Source organism: Winogradskyella pelagia (genome assembly GCF_017581965.1).
In the GTDB taxonomy this organism is placed as follows: domain Bacteria; phylum Bacteroidota; class Bacteroidia; order Flavobacteriales; family Flavobacteriaceae; genus Winogradskyella; species Winogradskyella pelagia.
Map to the genome: position 1 here is coordinate 36254 of NZ_JAGEVF010000008.1, position 22092 is coordinate 58345.

Consider the following 22092-nt stretch of genomic DNA (forward strand, 5'->3'; position numbering starts at 1 on the left):
TTTTTGGCTGCAATAGAAATCATCATAGCTAAAGTTAGATTAAACAAAAATGCCGCTAAACGCGGCATTTTTGTTCCTTTGAAAACTAGTTTCTAGTTTAATACTACTTTATTTTCTAGTAAGCATCCATATGCACTTTGGCTACAGCTCTTCCCGATGGGTCATTCATGTTTTTAAATGCCTCATCCCATTCCAATGCTATTTTTGTACTACATGCCACACTTGGTTCCTGTGGTACACTTAGAGCTGCTGCATCACTTGGAAAATGATTTTCAAAGATGGTTCTATAGTAATATTCTTCTTTGTTTTGTGGCGTCTGTATTGGGAATCTAAAATGCGCATTAGCTATTTGCTCATCTGTAATTTCTTTTTCAACAATGGCTTTTAAGGAATCAATCCAGCTATACCCAACGCCGTCACTAAATTGTTCTTTTTGGCGCCAAGCAACACTTTCTGGTAGCATATCTTCAAAAGCTTTTCGGATTACCCACTTCTCCATACGCTCAACATTTATCATTTTATCATTAGGATTTAAACGCATGGCCACATCCATAAACTCTTTATCCAAAAAAGGTACGCGACCTTCAATACCCCAAGCTGCTAGACTTTTATTGGCTCTTAAACAATCATACATATGAAGCTTGCTCAGTTTCCGAACTGTTTCTTCATGGAACTCTTTGGCATTTGGAGCTTTATGAAAGTATAAATAGCCACCAAACAACTCATCAGCTCCTTCACCAGATAGCACCATTTTAATTCCCATAGACTTAATAACCCTAGCCATTAAATACATAGGTGTACTAGCTCTTATAGTAGTAATATCATATGTTTCTAATTGATAAATTACATCTTTAATAGCATCTAAACCTTCTTGGATAGTAAACTTAATTTCATGGTGAACAGTGCCAATATGATCCGCCACTTTTTTAGCAGCAGCCAAATCCGGTGAACCTTCTAGACCTACCGAAAATGAATGTAACTGCGGCCACCATGCCTTTTCTTTATCATCTGCTTCTATACGACGCTCCGAATATTTTTTAGCTATAGCTGATGTTACGGATGAATCTAGACCTCCCGAAAGGAGCACACCGTAAGGCACATCACTCATCAATTGCCTGTGCACTGCATCTTCTAAAGCCTGTCTTAATTGCCCAATACTTGTTGCATTATCTTTTACTTTGTCATAATCTTCCCAGTCGCGCTTATACCATTGTACCAATTGGCCATCTATACTGCTTAAATAATGACCAGGCGGAAACAATTCAATCTTGCTACAAATACCTTCCAAAGCTTTTAGTTCGGAAGCCACATAAAATGTCCCATGCTTATCCCAACCCATATATAATGGAATAATACCCATGTGATCACGGGCAATGAAATAAGAATTGTTTTGCACATCATATAATGCAAAGCCAAAAATACCATTCATGTCGTCAATAAAATCTGGACCTTTGTCCTTGTAAAGTGCCAAAATAACTTCGCAATCACTTTGGGTTTGAAATTGATACTCTGGAAACTGCTCTCTAAGCTCTCTGTGATTATAAATCTCACCATTAGCAGCTAATACTAAACTCTTATCAGCACTAAATAAAGGTTGTTTACCAGAAGTTGGGTCAACTATAGCTAAACGCTCATGAGCTAAAACAGCCTTTTCACCACTGTAGATTCCGCTCCAATCCGGACCGCGATGTCTAATGGTTTTAGCCATTTCTAAAACCTGAGGTCTTAAAACTTCTGAAGACTGTTTTATATCGAAGGCACATACAATTCCACACATAATCTTATCATTTAATTCTACTTTACTACAAATATTTAATATTTATTTTATTTCTAAAACTAATAAGGATTTATTGGTTAATTATTATAACTCTTAATCTATTATATGTAGTAGATTGAAAGTTACAGGGTACATATTTTATGCTTATTTTTACAATATGAAACATGGTTGAATACGTGCTCTTTAAGAAATTAGTCGTAAACCTGAAAAAACTAGGTCATTAGAAGTTTTAAGACCTCAGCTTTTTGTAATGACAAGACCCTACATGCGACAAAGTAGAAGTTACAGTAAACTTAATTCTATAAAAATAAACCAAAATAACTAAAATAAAATCCAATGAAAACAAACAAATTTTTAACCTCAATTACCATTGCCCTAATTTTCTCAGTATCATTAAATGTCAATGCTCAAGATTTTAGTGGTTTAGACAAAAGCCCAATGGATGTGGCCTCTTTTCCAAGTTCTTACAAGGTTTCGGACAAACTCATAAAAATCGCCTACAGCCGTCCACAACTCAAAGGACGCTCTATGGAAGAGTTAGCACCTGCAGGAAAAGTTTGGCGCACTGGAGCAAACGAAGCAGCCGAACTTACACTTTATACAGACATGATGCTAGGAGGTACCAAAGTAGAAGCTGGCACATATACTTTTTATGTAATTCCTGGAGAAAAAGAATGGACGGCTATTATAAATACCGATCTCAATGTTTGGGGAAGTTATTTCTACAAACAAGAAAATGATGTTGCACGATTAGCAGTACCTGTATCTGAAGGGAAAGAATCTCTTGAAGCGTTTTCTATTGCATTTGAAGAATCAAAAGATGGTGTTCATATGCATTTAGGTTGGGGCAATATGCGTATTGCTGTTCCCTTTACTAAATAAGAGTAATACTTACGTATAAAATTAAAGTCTCAATGGTCAATCATATCATTGAGACTTTTTTTGTTTATGACCTATTTTGTTTTAGAGCGATGGTACGTCTCCCCAATTCTCGCCAGTTTTGATGCGTTGAAGTTGCATAGTTGAAACACCAAATCGTTTGGCGATTATCTTAAGTCTTGTCCTTCGATTGGGGTCATTAATCATTTTCTTTATAAGGCGTACGTTATTTTCAGAAAGCTTGGCATAAGTCCGTTTTTGGTTTTTCTTTGCTTTGATAAAAACCGGATTTTTCCATTGGTGCAACTCCTTTTCTCGCTTAGTAGCCCATTTTAAATTAGAGACTTCATTATTGAGTTTATCATAATCTAAATGGATAACGAATACACCATCACCTTGTTCTAAAAAATGCTGCGCCACCACCTTGTGCAAATAAAAAGTCTTAAATTTTTTCTTTTCGGTCTTTTTTACCCTAAAATAAGGGTAACCGTTCATAATGTAAGGTTTAAAAAGAAATGGTGTACCTTCTTTAATACGTATTAAACGTCCATAATTTGAAACCTGATAGTTTTCATCGGGATTAATCGTAGTATCAAACTTAACAGGTTTCCAGATTTCTTGTCTTAAATCTTGAATACCTTCAAATGTCATAATTAAGGGATATTTAAATATTTATGTGTTTGAAGAGACACTTTCCATTTAGGATTTGCCATAACGTAGTCAACAATTTTTGGCATCATCTTGTCTCTCTTACTCCACTCTGGCTGAAGATACAAAATACAATTGGCATTAACCTTCATAGCTTGATCTTCGGCAAACTTAAAGTCGTCATTATTATAAATTATACACTTTAATTCATCTGCCTGAGCATATATTTCTTCAGTTGGTCCTTTCATTTTCTTTGGAGATAGGCAGATCCAATCCCAGGTACCTGTTAGCTTATAGGCTCCAGACGTTTCAATATGCGTTTGAACGCCTTTGGCCTTGAGCTGCTCTGTTAATGGACCCATATCCCAAGTGAGAGGCTCTCCACCAGTGACCACAATAGTATCGCTGTAATTAATGGCATTTTTTACAATTTTAGACGTTTCTGTAGGTGGATGTAACTCAGCCAACCAACTTTCTTTAACATCGCACCAATGACATCCTACATCACAGCCACCTATTCTAACGAAATATGCTGCCGTTCCTTTATGATAGCCTTCTCCCTGTATGGTATAAAACTCCTCCATAAGTGGTAGAAGCAAACCTTTATCAATAAGCTCTTGTTGTTCTCTTCGCGTCATAAGGCGCAAAGATATTCAAAACAAACTAGTATTTAGTGTGAGTTTAGACGAAACCAAAATTGTTTCTGGAATCAATGGCTTCTTATTTGACTGCTATTACATCAATTTCAATATTCGCACCTCCAGCTAATTCAGCAGCGGCAAAAGTTGTCCGTGCGGGCTTATTTGTAAAATAGCGTGTATAAACCGAATTGAAAGCTTTGAAATCCTCGATATCTTTTAAAATCACCGTGCATTTTACCACATGGTCCAAATCCAAGTCGTGATGTTTTAAAACAGCCTCTATATTTTTAATCACTTGCTCAGTTTCAGCTTCAATTCCGCCAGTGACCAATTTTCCTATTTTATGATTTTTTCCTATTTGGCCTGTTAAGTATAAAAGATCATTGGTTTCAACGGCATCGCTAAATGGAACATTTGCACGAGTTGGCTCGTGGGATTTGTGGAATATGATCTCATTACTTTTGTTTTTACATGTGCTTAAGAAAAGTATGAAAAAAAGGGCTGTGATATATTGGCTAGACTTCATTGACTTTGGTTTTAATCTTGACTAAAATTACAGTATTTTTATACAAATTTTTGGACAAATGGATAATAAAGATGCTTTTATTAAACATATAAAAGACGGCAATACATTTAAAGGAGATTATATAACCCTTGGTTCTGCAATGCTTAATGGCGAGACGATGACCAATGCCTATGTAAATGTCCCTCTTAAAACTATGAACAGACATGGTTTAATTGCTGGAGCTACAGGAACAGGAAAGACCAAAACCTTGCAAGTATTAGCAGAAAACCTTTCTGAAAAAGGGGTGCCTGTATTACTTATGGACATTAAAGGTGATTTAAGTGGACTTGCGAAACCAAGCCCTGGCCATCCTAAAATTGATGAACGTCATGAAAAAATCGGATTACCATTTGACCCAAAATCCTTCCCTGTTGAAATTCTAACTCTTTCGGAACAAGATGGCGTAAGACTTAGGGCGACTATTAGTGAGTTTGGTCCCGTATTAATATCTCGGATTCTAGATGTTACTGAAACTCAAGCCGGGATTATATCGGTTATTTTTAAATATTGCGACGACCATAAACTTCCTCTTCTAGATTTAAAGGATTTCAAGAAAATACTTCAATATGCAACTGGTGACGGCAAAAAAGAATTTCAAGAAGCCTATGGGCGCATCTCTACTGCATCTACAGGAGCAATTTTGAGAAAGATTATTGAAATAGAACAGCAAGGAGGAGATTTATTTTTTGGTGAAACGTCATTTGATACTCAAGATTTACTTAGGATTGACGAAAACGGCAGAGGTTATATTAACATTATCAGACTTACTGATATCCAAGACCGACCGAAATTGTTTTCAACTTTTATGCTGAGTTTATTGGCAGAAATCTATTCTACTTTCCCAGAGCAAGGTGATAGCGGAAGACCTGAGCTTGTGATGTTTATTGATGAAGCGCACCTTATTTTTAATGAAGCTTCAGGCGCTCTACTCAATCAGATTGAAAGTATCGTTAAGCTCATAAGGAGTAAAGGTGTTGGCTTATATTTTGTAACCCAGAATCCTACTGACGTACCTGAAGAGGTATTAGGCCAACTAGGCTTAAAAGTACAACACGCTTTACGGGCTTTCACGGCTAAGGACAGAAAAGCCATTAAACTCACAGCTGAGAATTATCCTGACACAGATTACTACGATACTGCAGAAGTATTAACATCACTTGGTATTGGAGAAGCTTTAGTTTCTGCACTAAATGAAAAAGGAAAACCTACACCATTGGCAGCAACTATGATGCGTGCTCCAATGAGTCGTATGGATATTTTGTCAGCTTCTGAACTTTCTAGATTGTTAGCACAATCTGAACTTACCAAAAAATACAACCAAGAAATTGATAGGGAAAGTGCATATGAGATGCTGAATAAAAAAATAAAGCAAGCTGAGGCAGAAGAGGCTAAACAAAAAGCTGAAGAAGAAAAAGAAGCACTCAAAAGAGCTGAAAGTAAAAAAAGAAGTAACACAACAAAACGCAAAAGCACAAGACAAAACCCTATAGTTAAAGTACTGTCTAGCCCAACCGTAATAAGGAGTGTTTTAGGAATCCTTACAAAAATGCTTAAATAAATCAAGCTCAAAAATCTATGAAAAATTTTATTATCGTTGTACTACTATGTACAGTATTCCTCACGAGTTGTGGCAAAGAAAGCGCCCCAGACCCGTTCTTAATTAAAAAAAACCATATTGGTTTGCTCACAGACAGCACAACCGTTAAACATTTAGATGCTGTTTTCGCTAATGATTCAGTGGTTCGCTTTGTCGCAGGGGATGAATTTGCGGGCTCCGTTAATATTATAGAGGTTTATGAAAAGGGTGGCAAAAAGCTATTGGATTTATCACCCAGAGAAGCCTTGGATTCTACAGCAGTTATCTCGACGGTCCGTATTATTGACGAACGTTATAAAACCGAAAAAGACATCTCTGTATTAAGTACTTTTGGTGAACTTCAAAAGGCATATAAAATTTCTAAAATTGACAATTTAATCAATTCTATCGTTGTTTCTGTCAATGAAATTAACGCAGCCTTTACTATAGATAAAAAAGAACTACCTGCCAGTTTACGTTTTGACATGAGCCTAAGTATAGACCCTATTCAAATACCTGAAAAAGCAAAAATTAAATATTTTATGCTCCATTGGTAGGTTACAACAATCCAAGTATTAAAAATGAATACATCAAAAAACTACAGAATACAAAAATCACCATTTGTTGTTCCAACAGATGACGGAAAAACTATTAAAGAACATTTTGGATTAGCTTCAGACGGTAACTCAGATATTAGTATAGCTCACATGGTAGCTCCACCTGGATGGAGCGAACCTTTTCAAACCCCAAAATTCGATGAATATACTTTTATTATAAAAGGCAAAAAACAATTTATTATTGACGGCGAAACTATTGTTCTAGAAGCCGGCCAATCCATTAAAATTGAAAAGCATACACGTATACAATATTCTAACCCTTTTACCGAGCCTTGTGAGTATATTGCTATCTGTACTCCTGCATTTTCAATAGATGCTGTAAACAGAGAAGACCAATAACATGAGCCGCTTTGTAATCAAAACTATAGGTAGTGCCCTTAATGCTACCAGTTTTATTTCCTCAAAATATGCTAGTAATAAAGCTTTAAATCTTTTTGCTTCACCACGTAAAGGGAGGTATACAGAGACTCAACGGAAGATTATAAGTTCAGCAATTTATGAAGAGCTTAGCTACGATAATTTAAATATCGCTACATACCGATGGCATGGTAACAAAAAAACCGTACTATTAGCACACGGCTGGGAAAGTAATGCCTCACGATGGGATTATCTTCTTAAGGTATTTAGGGACAATGATTACGATGTTATTGCTCTAGATGCTCCTGCTCATGGACGGTCGGACGGAAATCAGTTTAACGCTATACTCTATTCTGAATTTATTAATGTAGCTGTAAGACGGTTCAGTCCCGAGGTGGTTGTGGGCCATTCTGTTGGTGGTATGGCTAGTGTATTTTGCAAAAACAATCACAAAGTTCCTTCGATACAAAAGCTAATCCTTTTAGGAGCTCCTGCGCATTTCACGGGTGTGTTCTCGAGATATAAAAGTATGATGGGTTATAACAGAAAAATATCTGAAGGCCTAGATCGTATCGTTCTAGAGCGCTTTGGGAAATCTGTTGACTACTTTTCAGCTGCTAACTTTACAGCTAATTTTGACATTAAGGGTTTGATTGTTCACGATAAGAAAGATAGAATCATTCCATATGAGGACGCTTTACTTTTTGCCAATAGATTTAAATTTGCAGAATTAATTACTACTTCTGGATTTGGCCATAGTTTAAAAGACCATTCGATTACTCCAAAACTATTAAATTTTATAAATGAATAAGTCTAAGGTCATAGGTCTACTGCTCGTTGGCTTGGGTTTGGCTTGGTCTTGCAATGACGCAGCAAAAATTAAGTCTAAGCCCCTTAACAAAGTTTATGTGGTTGGTGCTATGAAAGATGCTATGTGGAAAGGTGAACTATATCCAAAAGTATTATTAGATACCATTGACAATAAAGAAGGTCTTTATGGCATAGGACCCAAAAGTTATATGCGAGGTGAACTAATGATAATAAATGGAAAAACCTACCAATCCATTATCGACGATAAAAATAATTTGAGAGTTGAAGAACAATACGGTTTAAGCGCGCCCTTTTTTGTTTATGCCAACGCTTCCGTCTGGGATACCTTAGTATTACCTAAAACGGTTAAAACCATCAAGTCTATTGAACACTTCATAGCGACAAAACATCATGATTCTTTTCCTATAGTCTTTAAATTACTGGGGAAAATTGCTAAAGCAGAAATTCACGTACAAAATCTACCTGAAGGAACAAATGTAAGTTCTCCAAAGGAAGCACATGTAGGTCAGAGGCAATTTCTTATTGAAAACCAAGAGGTGGTAGTTATTGGGTTTTATTCAAAGACGCATCAAGGGATTTTTACCCACCATGATGCATATTCGCACATGCACTTAATAACAAAAGACACAAAATACATGGGGCACTTAGACGATATAACCATCGACCAAATGAATTTACTTCTTCCCAAATTAGATTAGCCATGAAAATACCAATGCAATATCCTATTTTTGCATTATGTCTGAAGATTTAAAACGACTAAATAAGTATCTCAGTGAAGCGGGTTATTGTTCTAGAAGAGAAGCCGATAGATTGATTGATGCCGGTAGAGTAACTGTAAATGGCTCAGTTCCTGAAATGGGAACGAAAGTAGCGCCGAAAGACATTGTTAGAGTAGATGGTCAAACGATAAGTGGAAAACGAAATGATTTTGTTTACTTAGCCTTTAATAAACCTGTAGGTATTGTTTGCACTACAGATACACGTGTAGAAAAGGACAACATAATAGATTTTATAAATTATCCTAAACGGATTTTTCCCATTGGTAGACTAGACAAACCTAGCGAAGGCCTAATTCTATTAACCAATGACGGAGATATTGTTAACAAAATACTTCGTGCTAGTAATAACCACGAAAAAGAGTATATCGTAACTGTAGACAAGCCTATATCACAAACCTTTATTGAACGTATGTCCGGTGGCATTTACCTTGAAGATCTTGGTCAAAGGACTAAAAAATGTGAGGTAACTAAAATTGACCGTTATACATTTAGCATTATCCTAACTCAAGGCCTGAACCGTCAAATTAGACGAATGTGCGAGTACCTCAATTACGAAGTACAAACCTTAAAGCGCATTCGTATTATGAATATTAAACTAAACATTAACCTTGGAACATACCGAGAATTAACTAAAGAAGAGTTTAAAGAGCTCAGCAATCTTATTAAGGACTCTAAAAAAACATTTCAACCAAAACAAAAACGAAACCCAAAACGCTAACTATGCCAGCATTATCACCTTTTCATTTAGCTATACCAGTAGACGACTTAAACGCCTGCAGAACATTTTATACAAAAACCTTAGAATTAGAAGAAGGCCGTAGTAGTGACCATTGGGTGGATTACAATTTTTTTGGCCATCAATTGGTCATTCATTTTAAATCTAAAACAGAAGGAGACCCACACACAAACCCTGTAGACGGAAAAGATGTTCCCGTGCCACACTTTGGTGTAGTTTTGGATTGGGAAGAATTTCACAATTTTGCGAATTTAATACGCTCCAAGGGTATTGAATTTATTATAGAGCCTTACATACGCTTTGAAGGTTTAGTTGGCGAGCAAGCCACCATGTTCTTTAAAGATCCGAGCGGTAATGCGTTGGAGTTTAAAGCATTTAAGGACCAAAGTCAACTCTTCGCCAAGTAAAAAAAGTTATTTTTTGTTATGTCGCTCTCTTGCGAGTAAGGTATTTTTTAAAAGCATAGCAATGGTCATGGGACCTACGCCTCCTGGGACTGGAGTTATAAAACTCGCTTTTTTACTCACATTCTCAAAATCTACATCGCCTGTTATATAGTAACCTTTAGGAGAATCATCTGGAACTCGGGTTATACCAACATCGATAATTACAGCATCGTCCTTTACCATTTCAGCCTTGAGAAATCCTGGAACACCTAATGCTGATATTATAATATCGGCTTGAGATGTTATCTGGGTGATATTTTTTGTGTGACTATGAGTTAATGTCACTGTTGAATTACCTGGGAACCCCTTTCTTCCCATTAAAATACTCATAGGCCGTCCTACAATATGAGAGCGCCCAATGATTACCGTATGTTTTCCATCAGTTTCTACATTATAGCGGTCTAACAACTCTAATATCCCAAAAGGTGTGGCCGGAATAAAGGTTGACATATCTAAAGCCATCTTACCAAAATTCATAGGATGGAAACCATCAACATCCTTATCTGGATGAACGGCCATTAGCACTTTACGAGTATTAATTTGAGGTGGTAAAGGGAGTTGAATGATGAAACCATCGATATCATCATTTGTGTTGAGCTTTTCAATTTTATCTAAGAGTTCCACCTCACTAGTTGTATTAGACATACGGACCATTGTAGATTCAAAACCAACACGCTCACATGCTCTTACCTTACTACCCACATATGTTAAGCTAGCACCGTCATTACCTACAATTATAGCCGCAAGATGAGGGACCTTTTCTCCGTTGGCCTTCATTTTATCAACCTCGGCCTTTATCTCATTCTTTATATCATTGCTGACTTTCTTTCCGTCTAATAGTGTCATATTATTTTCATTGTGCCTGCTATATGCAGGTGTTTGTTACTTTAACGTTTAATACCAGTCTATCTTGGCATATTTTTCATCATTTGCATCATTCGTTTCCCGCCTCCGCCTTGCATCATTTTCATCATTTTACTCATTTGGGTGAACTGCTTCAGCAACTGGTTTACTTCTTGTACTGACGTTCCTGAACCTTTGGCGATACGCTTTTTTCTGCTCGCATTTATGACTGATGGAGTTGATCTTTCATCTGGTGTCATGCTATGGATAATAGCTTCTATTCCTTTAAAGGCATCATCATCAACATCTACATCCTTCATCATTTTCCCTGCCCCAGGAATCATTCCAATGAGGTCTTTCATATTACCCATTTTCTTAATCTGCTGAATCTGCTTTAAAAAATCATCAAAACCAAATTGGTTTTTTGCAATTTTCTTTTGAAGCTTACGTGCCTCTTCCTCATCATATTGTTCTTGGGCACGCTCAACAAGTGATACAACATCACCCATACCCAAGATTCGGTCTGCCATACGCGAAGGATAGAACACATCTATGGCTTCCATCTTCTCACCTGTACCGATAAATTTAATAGGCTTATTAACAACGGATTTAATGGATATAGCTGCACCACCACGAGTATCACCATCTAATTTAGTGAGAATGACACCATCGAAATTCAAAATATCATTAAACGCCTTTGCCGTATTCACAGCATCTTGACCCGTCATGGAATCTACCACAAAGAGTGTTTCTTGAGGTTGTATAGCTTTATGGATATTGGAGATTTCGGTCATCATTGCTTCATCTACAGCCAAACGACCTGCAGTATCTATAATAACCACATTATGTCCGTTCGCCTTGGCATGGGCAATTCCGGCTTGAGCAATAGCGACCGGATCACTATTACCTATATCACTATAAACCTCAACATTAATTTGGTCTCCTACTATATGTAACTGGTCTATCGCTGCAGGTCTGTACACATCACAAGCTACTAAGAGTGGTTTCTTAGTCTTCTTCGTTTTTAAATAGTTGGCTAGCTTACCCGAAAAAGTGGTCTTACCCGAACCCTGTAAACCAGACATTAAGATAACACTTGGGTTGCCAGAAAGATTGATACCCTCAGCATCACCTCCCATAAGCTGGGTTAACTCGTCCTTAACGATTTTAACCATCAACTGGCCTGGCTGTAATGTTGTTAGTACGTTCTGACCTAACGCTTTTTCCTTTACCGTATTGGTAAATTGTTTGGCTATTTTGAAATTAACATCCGCATCTAAAAGTGCACGTCGCACTTCTTTTAGGGTTTCGGCCACATTGACTTCTGTAATACTGCCATGACCTTTTAATACGTGTAATGCTTTATCTAACTTATCACTTAAATTATTGAACATAATCTCAATCTACTTTTGGAGTTGCAAATTTAAGAATTTAAGCTAGATAACAGAAGATGGATTTCTATTAAAGCCATAGTTTTTTAAAAATTGACAATAAAAAAAGGATCACTAATTAAAGTGACCCTTTTAATCAACCTAAACTTACTAACCTAAAAAGCGATTCAGAATTAATTACAGTCTTGTTCGAGGATAAGAACATCATCGTTTCGTAGTAGGACAAGGCGGTCTGGCTCGCATGAAACCACAGTCCAATCGCCAGTTATTGCCTGAATATTGGGTAAATTAATTCCATCTATAAATACGAAGGTAGGATTGTTCCCTTGTACGGAATATGTTGTTGTTGCCGCCATACCATTGCCTTCAACCACTAAGGTTTGTGAATTGAAAACCATCGTGTAATCAATTAAATTATCATCGCCATTAAAACTCACCGGCACCCATGTACATGTTTGCAAATAGTCACTTATGGCACCTTCAGAGCACTCATCGTTACCTGCGCAATCGGATACTATTAGCTCAACTGGATAAACAATATACTCTGCAGGATTATCGAATAAGGCTACTCTTACATAAACAGTTTGTGGATTAGACATATTTGTATAAGCCGTTGCACCTTCAAGGAAATCAGTATTATTCTCGGCACCTTGTAAAGTTGTATGGAAAGTTACTACGGTACTGACGTTACTGTCACAAGATGGTACTGCCTCGTAAATATTGAATACCGCAAAGCCATCATTGTCTTCGTCACATTCTTCTAATACATAGCCTCCTAAGTCATAACAATCAAAAGGATTATCGTTACCGCAATCTTCAATAAATATTCCAATTTCAAGAAGAATAAACTGATTGTCTAATTCAATCTTAGCATAAACTGCAGACTGTGTATTTACAACTACATATGACTGAGGATTGGGAATTGGGTTAACGAAATTTGTTGCATCCTCTAAAGATTCAAAAAAGGTAATGCTATCGGCAGGGCAATTAGCAAAAACAAGGTTTAAATCGACTTCATAAGGACCATCGTTACCTTCATCACATATTTCAAGGAACGGATCAAAACTTAAGAAACACTCAAATACCTCATTATTGGTATCATCGCAATCTTTTTCAATCACCATGATATTGTCACCATTTTGAAATGCATATTCAAAACCATCATCAAAATCACATTCTATTAATTGCCAATCTGCACCTAAGTCTTCGAAATCAGTATCTAAATACAATACTGCCGTATTGGATTCAACACCAATATTCCACATGTTCTGCGAACTGATAGTATCACCGTTTTGAACGATATCAAATGTTCCGTTCTCATAGAATATTAAATCAATACCTTCAAATTCTGGAAAGCTCGTATAAGTCTCAATTTCCCAACCACAAATGGTCAGAAACTCACCAAGTGAATATGGGTCGCAATTTGATGTGTCATCGCATTCTTTCTCTAGTTCCAAGACAAAATCACCTTTTACAATTTCAATTTCGTCGTCATCACATTCAACAATATTCCATTCGCCACCAAAGTCTTCTTGGAAAGCCGTCAATTCAGAAATATTTAGAACCAGGCCAGAAGCAATTGCACTCAATTCCCAATTACCTTGTACTGCTTGAGTGTTTGGTCCTGCTAATATTTGTAAGGTCCCATCTGAATTAAAATCTATGTAGAAATCATTAAAATCATTAAACTGGTCGTTAACCTCCCACAAACATTCTGTGAGGTTAGCCTCCAATTCTTCCTGAGTACAAACTTGAGGCTCGTCATCATCACAAGAATCTTCTGCTGCCTCAATGACCTCAGCTAATTGCGAATTAGAATTAACCTCAACAGTTTCTCCGTTAGCATAAACTAAAGTTACGGGATAGTTTAAGCTTACAATTAGAGCGTCATTATCATCTTCTAAAGAATCTAAAAATCCATATAGCGCTTGGTCATTATTGACCACAATGGTATCTATTAAATCGAAATCTAGATTGAAAACAGAGAATGAAATTGGATATACAAAGTCTATGCATTCTATAACGTCATCAACATCATTATCAACGCAATCCTCAACCAATTGCTCAAGCTCTTCTTCACTATCTATAACAATTTCTGTATAATCGTTAAATATTAGAGTTATTGGAAAGACAAAATCAAACACATCGTCATCGTCTTCAAATTGGGCTAAAAATTCAGCGAGCTCAACAAGATCCTCTGTATTTTCAATTACAATTGTAATATTTCCAGATACAATGGTCACTGGTAATTCAACAGAATAACAACTCGTATTATCAAGCACATCATCATTAGATCCATTATTAGCAGTCATTGCGCTCATTGAGGCAGCGACAGGAGACTGTGGCGTAATAACTTCTTGTTCTTCTGGTGGCGTAATTTCTACTACTTCATCTTGACAGGACGTAAAAAATAAGCCGAATCCGAAAATTAGGATAAAAAATAAATTGAATTTAAACTTCATAGCGTATTAAGATTTAGTGATTTGCCTATAAAACAAGCTAGTCTCAAAATCTCCTACCCTACTAGTGTAATTTTTTTTATTTAATTTGGCGATAGATTAGGGCAATGAACAAATCAATAAAGGATAATATCTGTAATGAAAGCTTGTTTGAGCGTATTTATAGCAAACATGCCAAAAACCTTCATAACTTTTTATATTACAAATTTGGGGAGCGTCTAAACCCAAAAGATAAGGTCCAAGATGCATTTATAAAACTTTGGCAGAATTGTGGGAAAATTGAACCATCTAAAGCTAAAAGCTTTCTTTTTACCACAGCAAACAATTTGATGCTTAATGAAACTGCGCACCAAAAAGTAGTATTGAAGTTTAAAAAAATTCCACAAAAAAATTCCACAAATGAATCTCCCGAATTTCTGTTACAAGAAAAAGAATTTCAGGTCAAACTAGAACGATGCTTAGCAAATTTAACGGAGGCGCAAAGAATTGCATTTTTAATGAACAGAGTCGAGGGTAAACGATTTAAAGAAATTGCAGAACTTTTAAATATCTCCACAAAAGCCGTTGAAAAACGAATATATGGTGCCCTTAAAAAGTTAAGAAATGATATAGAAGAACTCAAATAATAATAGGGTAGAATAAAATATAAAAAGTAAAGGGTAGGAAAAACTGAACTTTAACTGTTTTACATATAGTTAACGTATAATGAAAAAAGAAGAACTCATAAAAAAATGGCTAGACCATGACCTAAGTTCTGAGGAACAGCGGGTTTTTGAGCAGCTCGATGAATTTGAACAACTCAAAAAAATCGACAATGGCTTAAAGTCTATTGATGCGCCAGAATTTAATGCCAAGGATGAATTCTCTAAACTGCAATTAGGAGAAAAACATGTAAAGCCTAATGGCATGAAGTTATTAAATTCGGTGATTAGAATCGCAGCCGTAGTTGTTTTAGGCGTTTCTATTTTTTATTATGTTATCAACAGTGACACTAAAATTTTAACAGAAATTGCTCAGCAGTCTTCTATAGTGCTCCCTGATAATTCTACTGTTAAACTAAATGCCAGTTCAAGCATTTCTTATAATAAATGGTTCTGGGATTCTAATAGAGATATCTCTCTCGAAGGCGAAGCATTTTTCAAAGTAGCTAAGGGTAAAAAATTTAATGTTATCACAGAAGATGGCATTGTTAGTGTACTGGGAACAGAATTTAACGTTAAGCAAAGAGATGGGATTTTTGATGTTACCTGCTTTGAGGGTAAAGTAGCTGTTGAGCACAATAACACATCTTTAACTCTATCTCCCGGGATGTCTTTTACAATAATAGATGGGAAACAAGTTGCTAAGAAAAATGACACTTCTAGGCAACCTACTTGGTTGTGGGGTGAAAGTCAGTTTAGCAGTGTACCACTCAAATATGTTTTAATGGAGCTAGAGAGCCAATATAATGTAGAAGTTGACCACCAAGGTATTGACACATCAAGACTATTTTCTGGAAGTTTCTCCAATAAAAACTTAGAACTTGCTTTAAAATCCATTAGTATTCCCTTAAATTTAAACTACGAAATTAAAGGCAATACCATCATTTTAGCACGTGAATAAGCTACTGCGCAGTATACTGATATGTATTTTTGTTTTAAGCTCATTCGGTTCAGTAAATTGCCAAATTAAAGATAAGGTAAGTCTTCGTACTTTAATTACTGAACTTGAGACGCGATACAATGTGCGTTTTTCTTTTGCAGATAAAACCATTGACGGAATATCTATTGCTCCTACTTTAGGTGATTTAACTTTAGACGAAGCATTAAAGGCACTCTCTAAATCAACTGGACTTAATTTTAAGAAACTAAGCAAACGATTTATTACTATTTCTGAAAAGAACAACAGTAGCTTAGAAAATATTCAAAAACTACAAGAAGTTGTTGTAACCAATTATCTTACCAAAGGCTTATCTAAGACTATTTCTGGGAGTGTCGATTTTCAACGTTCCGCTTTTGAGATTTTCCCAGGATTGATTGAGCCAGATGTTTTGCAAATTGCTCAGAAATTACCGGGAATACTAAGTGTGGACGAAAAGATATCTAACATTAATGTCCGAGGCGGAACAAATGACCAGAATTTAATCTTATTTGATGGTATTAGGATGTATCAATCTGGTCACTTCTTTGGCTTAATTTCAGGATTTAACCCCTATTTAACTGAAACTTTAGACATTTCTAAAAATGGCACAAGCGCCAAATATGGTGATGGCGTATCTAGTTTGTTCTCTATACAAACTTCTGATGAGTTGAGTAGTTCAATTAAAGGTAGTGCAGGATTAAACATGATAAGCGCAGATGGGCTAATAGCAGTACCTATTTCAAAAAAAATCACACTTCGAGTTGCCGCGCGAAGGTCATTTACGGACGTATTCAAATCAGCTACCTTTGATGCTTATTTTGATCGTATTTTTAGAGATTCTGAATTAAACGCAATTAACGATGCTTCAACTCAATTGAATGTGGATGATGCATTTTTGTTTCATGACATAAATGCCAAATTGATATATGACATTAGCGCTACTTCGAAATTAAGAGTAAATGTCCTTAACCTTTACAATAATTTAGACTACAACCAAATATTTACTTCCAACACCAATGAGAATATTGAACAACGAAGCAGTATAAATCAAGCAAGTTTAGGCGTCGGAGTAAACTACTCTAAGATGTGGCAAAATGGCCTAAGCACTTCCATTCAAGCCTATTTTTCTAATTATGATTTAGATGCTGACAATGCCAAAGTAACAATGGGCCAAAAACTTATTCAAGAAAATGAGGTTGACGATTATGGTATTAGATTAGATGCGACTAAAACCTTTGAAAGTTTCAAGTTTTTAGCTGGCTATCAATTTAACGAGGTTGGTGTTTCAAACTTAGAAGAAGTTACTAATCCAGATTTCAGAAGCTTTATTAAAGAAGTAATTAGAACCCATGCCCTCTTTAGCGAAGTTGAGTGGTACTCTAACTCTAAAAGCAGTTTTGTGCGGTTAGGGCTAAGAGGAAACTACTTCGAAAAATTTTCAAAACTAAATATTGAACCGAGACTGGTAATAAATCAGAAATTCTTTAAGGATTTTAGGCTCGAAGTAATTGGAGAGCTAAAAAGCCAATCTTTAACCCAAATTATAGATTTACAGCAAGATTTCTTTGGTATTGAAAAAAGACGATGGCAGCTAGCCGACGAAGAAAACGTTCCAATCATCAATAGCCAACAAGTGTCCCTAGGATTGAGCTACAGTAAATTAGGCTGGGTTATTTCTGCCGAAGCCTATTATAAAAATGTAGACAACATTACCGCCCGTAGTCAAGGATTTCAAAATCAATTTCAATTTATTGATGATGTAGGATCTTATTCTGTAACTGGTGTCGATGTATTAATTAACAAAAGATTTAAACATCTCAGCACGTGGCTGGGTTACACCTTTAGCAATAATGACTATAGGTTTATGAGATTAAATGAGGGAAATTCTTTTGCAAATACTCTAGATGTAAGACATGTGGCCAATGCTTCTGTGACCTATAATACTGAGCATTTAAAAATTGGTATAGGTCTTAATTGGCATTCTGGGAGACCATATACGGCCGTAAGCGAAATTCAAAACCCTAACAATACCACTATTGAATTTGACGAGCCAAACGAAGCACGACTGCCCAGTTATTTTAGAACAGACTTTTCTGCCCTTTATAATTTTAAACTCTCCGATAAAGCCAATGCTCAAATAGGCGCTTCTATTTGGAATGTTTTTAATAGAACAAATATTATTAATCGTTTCTACTCTCTTGAAGGAACTAATACCATCGTTCAGGTAGATAATAGAGCTTTAGAATTTACTCCAAATTTTAGCTTTAGAGTAAATTTTTAAACTACTTCAATTGTATTTCTAACTAATAAATAATCTGAATATAAGTACTTTGAAACAAGACTAAGATGTTGTTTCTATTTTCCTTGTCAACACGTTAACTTGGAGTTCCGTTATTTTGTTTTATCCTGCCTTTCCCTCTCTCTTTCAATACTCTTTTGAATTTTTTCAATAGCAGTCTCAATAGATTTCTCTGGCTCTATTAGGTTATATTGACCCCAAAATTCTGGATCAGAAAAGCCAGAAATAGCATCGGCAATAATCACTGTAGGCCTTAACCTATCTCTCATTTTAAACCTATTCTCAGAGTTAGCAACTTCCCAATCGGTTACCGCCATTTCACTAGAAAGGGTATAGACTTTATTGAATAAGGAGCGTTTTTTATTGACCTTAAACTTAAGAAATAGATTAGAATACCCATAATACCATTTGTCTCCATTTAATTTATAATTCACCTTATATTCAGCAACTATTGGATAAACTATAATGTCTCTAGGCTTCTTCCTTACTAAAAGATTTTTTGTTCGCCTTTTGTTTCTTAAATCCAACGCATAATCTGCACTAACTAAGGCCAAAGTTTCAACATCAATAAAAAGCTTGCCTTTATAGATGATATTTAAGGCATTATTTATTGGCTCAAATCTTACCACATATACCTTTTTATCGTTAATCGTTGAAGGTTCGTTAAAAGTAAATTTGTAATTGCTAAAGTTTTCATCAAAAATGAAATCTGGATATTTCATTATATCCATGTAAATAGCTGAAAAAGGACCACCCTGTAATTTCATAGATAAGGTATCTAAACGCTTATAATCAGTACTTTTTCTTGCTTTATTTAAGGAAATCGCATCCCTAACTGGTACATCATAGGGTTGTTTTAAAATATTGACAACAGCTTCGGTCAAAGACACATTTCTATTTCGCCTCTTGATCGTTTCCCTGTAGAAGGCTGTCATATTTATAGTCCGATCTTCAACATTCTTTATTTTATTCTTAAAGACTTTCTCAACCAATAACTTGGCATCTTTATAGGCAGAAATACTAACTTCGGATAATTGGGTTACTACCTGAACCAATTCTATGACGGCATCTGTTTTTGGTAAATTGGACAATTCTATCACATATGGGTTGTATCCTAATAAATTAATCGACAGCTGCGCATTAAGATATTCGTTAGGTATTTTTAAAACAAAATCTCCTTCGCTATTGGTAACAGTACCAATATTCTTATTGGTTATACTTAGACTTACAGCCTCTAAAGGTTTATTAGAGTTTTTATCTACAACCTTACCATAAAATTCAGTGAAATTGACCTGAGCAAAAAGGGGACCAAGAAACATCATGGCTAGATAAAACACAAGATGCTTTATTACAGCCGTTTTAAATTTATTTTTTTTCATAACAATCCATTTTTGGTTAACAAAAACTTATCTAACTAAAGATACGGAGAATTACAATAAAATCAAGGATGCATATTTGTTAAAAAAAGTGCTTACGCTCCAAAATGTGTTGCTACATACGACTTGGCACCTCAATCCCTAAAAGACCAAAGGCATTTTTTATGGTGCCGCCAACAGCATTGCACAAGGCTACTCTAAACGCCTTTTCCTTATCATTATCTGCACCTAGTATGGATACATTCTGGTAAAACGAATTAAAGTCTTTAACCAAATCGTAAGTGTAGTTTGCTATTAGTGCGGGACTGTATTGATCGGCAGCATTTTGAATAATTTGAGGAAACTGTTCTAGTTGCTTCAGCAACTGTTTTTCTTTAGGATGCAAAATAATATTTAAGAAATCCTCAGACCCCTTATTTATATCACTTTTTCTCAGTATAGATTGAATTCTAGCATAGGTATATTGAATAAATGGTCCTGTATTACCCTGAAAATCGATAGATTCCTTTGGGTCAAACAATATGCGCTTCTTAGGATCTACTTTTAAAATAAAATATTTTAGTGCTCCAAGTCCGACGACCTTATACAATTGGTTCTTCTCTTCTTCCGAATAGCCTTCTAGTTTACCAAGTTCTTTAGAAATATCCTTGGCCGTATCTACCATTTCATCAATTAAATCATCTGCATCTACAACAGTTCCCTCTCTACTTTTCATTTTACCACTTGGTAAGTCAACCATACCATAGCTTAAATGATACAAATTCTCAGCCCAGCTAAAGCCTAATTTCTTTAAAATTAAAAACAGGACCTTGAAGTGATAATCTTGCTCATTCCCAACGGTATAAACCATACCTCCGACATCGGGAAAATCCTTTATTCTTTGAATTGCTGTACCTATATCTTGAGTCATGTATACAGCTGTGCCATCACTTCTTAAAACTATCTTTTCATCTAGCCCTTCATCAGTTAAGTCGCACCAAACAGAGCCATCTTCTTTCTTAAAAAATACGCCAGATTTTAATCCCTCTAATACAAATTCCTTACCTAGAAGATAGGTATCACTTTCGTAATAATCTTTATCAAAATCTACTCCTATGGCTTTGTAGGTATCCTCAAAACCATCATAAACCCACGAATTCATTTGCTTCCATAAAGCAACAACCTCCTCATTTCCGGCTTCCCATTGGCGAAGCATCTCTTTTGCCGATAAGAATATTGGCGAGTTTACTTCTGCTTCCTTTTCATCCATACCTTTGGCAACAAGACCTTTAACTTCAGCTTTAAAAGCTTTGTCGTACGCGACGTAGTACTTCCCAACAAGTTTATCTCCCTTTAACCCTGTCGATTCTGGCGTTTCTCCATGTCCAAATCGTTGCCAGGCCAACATACTTTTACAAATGTGAATACCTCTATCATTGACAATTTGGGTTTTATACACTTTTTTACCAGCTGCCTTTAAAATTTCTGCAACGCTATAACCTAAAAGTACATTTCTTACATGCCCAAGATGCAATGGTTTATTTGTATTTGGCGACGAATATTCTACCATAACAGCCTCTTTTGCTATAGTTTTTGAAAATCCGTACTTAATGTCTTTAGCTATATCTGCAAAAAGATTTAAGTAGTATGAATTGTCAACTTCAATATTCAAGAAACCTTTGACTACATTAAAATTATTAATTAGATCTACATTATCTTTTAAATACTGACCTATTTGCTCACCAATAACCGCAGGATTACCTTTTACTATTCGGAGCATTGGGAACACCACAACTGTGATATCTCCAGCAAATTCTTTTCTGGTAGCCTGAAATTCAACTTTATCCAAATCTCTATCGAAAATTGAAGCTACTGCATTTTTTACATGGAATTCTAAGGTTGTTTCAAGTGTCATTTTAGAAAATATATTGCCTATTTAAACGAAGGCAAAGATATGAGATTTCTCGACTTATTTTTTAGTAAGTAGGCTTTAATCCTAAACAAAGGATTCGGAGTTTTTTCGAATGCTTTTCTATCGCATTTTCTATAAATTATTGTTACACTATTTTAAAGCCACATCATACAGGAAAATTCGTCTTATGACAATTTATTAGAACGTATAACTTTGTATATCAATAGATTATAATAATAATGCATTTCATCGATAAACGTGTAGTTTTTCTATGTTTTCTGCACTTAGTCGATACGTCATTTTTTTTATGAATTTCATCTATCATTTCATCTAATTTATTGGTAATAAAACCTAATAATTA

Annotated in this window: 20 protein-coding genes; 11 read left to right on the forward strand and 9 right to left on the reverse strand. The window is 35.6% G+C overall.

Annotated features, from left to right (window positions below):
• Positions 1-115 precede the first annotated feature (115 nt).
• Complete coding sequence (gene asnB, locus J4050_RS10495) at positions 116-1777, reverse strand: asparagine synthase B (RefSeq protein WP_208154545.1); 1662 nt, start codon at positions 1775-1777, stop codon at positions 116-118.
• A gap of 336 nt (positions 1778-2113) precedes the next feature.
• Here asnB and J4050_RS10500 point away from each other — a divergent pair, with 336 nt between their 5' ends.
• Positions 2114-2659 carry a DUF2911 domain-containing protein gene (locus tag J4050_RS10500; RefSeq protein ID WP_208154546.1) on the forward strand — a complete coding sequence of 182 codons (546 nt, stop codon included), beginning with the start codon at positions 2114-2116 and terminating at the stop codon, positions 2657-2659.
• An 81-nt stretch (positions 2660-2740) separates the two neighbouring features.
• Here J4050_RS10500 and J4050_RS10505 read toward each other — a convergent pair whose 3' ends face one another.
• The 3 genes from J4050_RS10505 to J4050_RS10515 form a co-directional block, all read right to left on the reverse strand.
• Positions 2741-3307: an NUMOD4 domain-containing protein gene (locus J4050_RS10505; RefSeq protein WP_208154547.1), complete on the reverse strand. Its 567-nt coding sequence runs from the start codon at positions 3305-3307 to the stop codon at positions 2741-2743.
• Positions 3308-3309: 2 nt separating this feature from the next.
• Complete coding sequence (locus J4050_RS10510; protein WP_208154548.1) at positions 3310-3942, reverse strand: 7-carboxy-7-deazaguanine synthase QueE; 633 nt, start codon at positions 3940-3942, stop codon at positions 3310-3312.
• 82 nt (positions 3943-4024) lie between these two features.
• The gene (locus tag J4050_RS10515; protein WP_208154549.1) at positions 4025-4471 is read right to left on the reverse strand and encodes a RidA family protein; all 447 of its coding nucleotides are present in this window, start codon (positions 4469-4471) and stop codon (positions 4025-4027) included.
• 58 nt (positions 4472-4529) lie between these two features.
• On the opposite strand from J4050_RS10515, the gene J4050_RS10520 reads away from it, so the two are divergent.
• From J4050_RS10520 to J4050_RS10550, 7 genes are read left to right on the forward strand one after another with little or no spacing between them, the layout of a single operon-like run.
• Positions 4530-6068 carry a helicase HerA-like domain-containing protein gene (locus J4050_RS10520; RefSeq protein WP_208154550.1) on the forward strand — a complete coding sequence of 513 codons (1539 nt, stop codon included), beginning with the start codon at positions 4530-4532 and terminating at the stop codon, positions 6066-6068.
• 17 nt (positions 6069-6085) lie between these two features.
• On the forward strand, positions 6086-6643 hold the full coding sequence (locus J4050_RS10525) for a hypothetical protein (RefSeq protein WP_208154551.1): 558 nt from the start codon (positions 6086-6088) through the stop codon (positions 6641-6643).
• Between the two features lie 24 nt (positions 6644-6667).
• Positions 6668-7042: a cupin domain-containing protein gene (locus tag J4050_RS10530; protein ID WP_208154552.1), complete on the forward strand. Its 375-nt coding sequence runs from the start codon at positions 6668-6670 to the stop codon at positions 7040-7042.
• Between the two features lies 1 nt (position 7043).
• Positions 7044-7871, forward strand: a complete 828-nt coding sequence (locus J4050_RS10535) for an alpha/beta fold hydrolase (protein WP_208154553.1) — start codon at positions 7044-7046, stop codon at positions 7869-7871.
• Positions 7864-8589 carry an acetolactate decarboxylase gene (locus J4050_RS10540; protein ID WP_208154554.1) on the forward strand — a complete coding sequence of 242 codons (726 nt, stop codon included), beginning with the start codon at positions 7864-7866 and terminating at the stop codon, positions 8587-8589. The genes J4050_RS10535 and J4050_RS10540 overlap by 8 nt, the downstream gene beginning before the upstream one ends.
• 37 nt (positions 8590-8626) lie before the next feature.
• Complete coding sequence (gene rluF, locus J4050_RS10545) at positions 8627-9388, forward strand: 23S rRNA pseudouridine(2604) synthase RluF (protein ID WP_208154555.1); 762 nt, start codon at positions 8627-8629, stop codon at positions 9386-9388.
• Between the two features lie 2 nt (positions 9389-9390).
• Complete coding sequence (locus tag J4050_RS10550) at positions 9391-9813, forward strand: VOC family protein (protein ID WP_208154556.1); 423 nt, start codon at positions 9391-9393, stop codon at positions 9811-9813.
• A gap of 6 nt (positions 9814-9819) precedes the next feature.
• Here J4050_RS10550 and J4050_RS10555 read toward each other — a convergent pair whose 3' ends face one another.
• The 3 genes from J4050_RS10555 to J4050_RS10565 all read right to left on the reverse strand — a co-directional run bounded on the left by J4050_RS10555 (position 9820) and on the right by J4050_RS10565 (position 14548).
• Positions 9820-10698, reverse strand: a complete 879-nt coding sequence (locus tag J4050_RS10555; RefSeq protein WP_208154557.1) for a bifunctional 5,10-methylenetetrahydrofolate dehydrogenase/5,10-methenyltetrahydrofolate cyclohydrolase — start codon at positions 10696-10698, stop codon at positions 9820-9822.
• A 59-nt stretch (positions 10699-10757) separates the two neighbouring features.
• The gene (ffh, locus tag J4050_RS10560; protein ID WP_208154558.1) at positions 10758-12089 is read right to left on the reverse strand and encodes a signal recognition particle protein; all 1332 of its coding nucleotides are present in this window, start codon (positions 12087-12089) and stop codon (positions 10758-10760) included.
• 170 nt (positions 12090-12259) lie between these two features.
• Complete coding sequence (locus J4050_RS10565) at positions 12260-14548, reverse strand: FIDD domain-containing protein (protein WP_208154559.1); 2289 nt, start codon at positions 14546-14548, stop codon at positions 12260-12262.
• 104 nt (positions 14549-14652) lie between these two features.
• Here J4050_RS10565 and J4050_RS10570 point away from each other — a divergent pair, with 104 nt between their 5' ends.
• The 3 genes from J4050_RS10570 to J4050_RS10580 all read left to right on the forward strand — a co-directional run bounded on the left by J4050_RS10570 (position 14653) and on the right by J4050_RS10580 (position 18446).
• Complete coding sequence (locus J4050_RS10570; RefSeq protein ID WP_208154560.1) at positions 14653-15171, forward strand: RNA polymerase sigma factor; 519 nt, start codon at positions 14653-14655, stop codon at positions 15169-15171.
• 79 nt (positions 15172-15250) lie between these two features.
• Positions 15251-16147 (forward strand): FecR family protein, encoded by an 897-nt coding sequence (locus J4050_RS10575; RefSeq protein ID WP_243878615.1) that lies wholly within the window; start codon positions 15251-15253, stop codon positions 16145-16147.
• Entirely contained in the window at positions 16140-18446 is a 2307-nt protein-coding gene (locus J4050_RS10580; protein WP_208154561.1) for a TonB-dependent receptor plug domain-containing protein, read from the forward strand. Before J4050_RS10575 ends, J4050_RS10580 begins: the two co-directional genes overlap by 8 nt.
• Positions 18447-18556: 110 nt before the next feature.
• Here J4050_RS10580 and J4050_RS10585 read toward each other — a convergent pair whose 3' ends face one another.
• Together J4050_RS10585 and argS are read right to left on the reverse strand one after the other, a co-directional pair.
• A complete protein-coding gene (locus J4050_RS10585) occupies positions 18557-19843 on the reverse strand; it encodes a carboxypeptidase-like regulatory domain-containing protein (protein ID WP_243878616.1) in 1287 nt (428 codons plus the stop codon).
• A 112-nt stretch (positions 19844-19955) separates the two neighbouring features.
• Positions 19956-21734, reverse strand: coding sequence for an arginine--tRNA ligase (gene argS / locus J4050_RS10590; RefSeq protein ID WP_208154562.1), 1779 nt, complete (start codon positions 21732-21734; stop codon positions 19956-19958).
• Positions 21735-22092 lie beyond the last annotated feature (358 nt).

Excerpts from the sequence above, each read along its gene's own strand:
- J4050_RS10505 (WP_208154547.1), bottom strand. The coding sequence starts at position 3,307 with ATGACATTTGAAGGTATTCAAGATTTAAGACAAGAAATCTGGAAACCT.
- J4050_RS10520 (WP_208154550.1), top strand. The coding sequence starts at position 4,530 with ATGGATAATAAAGATGCTTTTATTAAACATATAAAAGACGGCAATACA.
- J4050_RS10565 (WP_208154559.1), bottom strand. The coding sequence starts at position 14,548 with ATGAAGTTTAAATTCAATTTATTTTTTATCCTAATTTTCGGATTCGGC.
- J4050_RS10555 (WP_208154557.1), bottom strand. The coding sequence starts at position 10,698 with ATGACACTATTAGACGGAAAGAAAGTCAGCAATGATATAAAGAATGAG.
- J4050_RS10525 (WP_208154551.1), top strand. The coding sequence starts at position 6,086 with ATGAAAAATTTTATTATCGTTGTACTACTATGTACAGTATTCCTCACG.
- J4050_RS10535 (WP_208154553.1), top strand. The coding sequence starts at position 7,044 with ATGAGCCGCTTTGTAATCAAAACTATAGGTAGTGCCCTTAATGCTACC.
- argS (WP_208154562.1), bottom strand. The coding sequence starts at position 21,734 with ATGACACTTGAAACAACCTTAGAATTCCATGTAAAAAATGCAGTAGCT.
- J4050_RS10515 (WP_208154549.1), bottom strand. The coding sequence starts at position 4,471 with ATGAAGTCTAGCCAATATATCACAGCCCTTTTTTTCATACTTTTCTTA.
- J4050_RS10550 (WP_208154556.1), top strand. The coding sequence starts at position 9,391 with ATGCCAGCATTATCACCTTTTCATTTAGCTATACCAGTAGACGACTTA.
- rluF (WP_208154555.1), top strand. The coding sequence starts at position 8,627 with ATGTCTGAAGATTTAAAACGACTAAATAAGTATCTCAGTGAAGCGGGT.
- J4050_RS10570 (WP_208154560.1), top strand. The coding sequence starts at position 14,653 with ATGAACAAATCAATAAAGGATAATATCTGTAATGAAAGCTTGTTTGAG.
- J4050_RS10500 (WP_208154546.1), top strand. The coding sequence starts at position 2,114 with ATGAAAACAAACAAATTTTTAACCTCAATTACCATTGCCCTAATTTTC.
- J4050_RS10540 (WP_208154554.1), top strand. The coding sequence starts at position 7,864 with ATGAATAAGTCTAAGGTCATAGGTCTACTGCTCGTTGGCTTGGGTTTG.
- J4050_RS10530 (WP_208154552.1), top strand. The coding sequence starts at position 6,668 with ATGAATACATCAAAAAACTACAGAATACAAAAATCACCATTTGTTGTT.
- J4050_RS10585 (WP_243878616.1), bottom strand. The coding sequence starts at position 19,843 with ATGAAAAAAAATAAATTTAAAACGGCTGTAATAAAGCATCTTGTGTTT.
- asnB (WP_208154545.1), bottom strand. The coding sequence starts at position 1,777 with ATGTGTGGAATTGTATGTGCCTTCGATATAAAACAGTCTTCAGAAGTT.
- J4050_RS10575 (WP_243878615.1), top strand. The coding sequence starts at position 15,251 with ATGAAAAAAGAAGAACTCATAAAAAAATGGCTAGACCATGACCTAAGT.
- ffh (WP_208154558.1), bottom strand. The coding sequence starts at position 12,089 with ATGTTCAATAATTTAAGTGATAAGTTAGATAAAGCATTACACGTATTA.
- J4050_RS10510 (WP_208154548.1), bottom strand. The coding sequence starts at position 3,942 with ATGACGCGAAGAGAACAACAAGAGCTTATTGATAAAGGTTTGCTTCTA.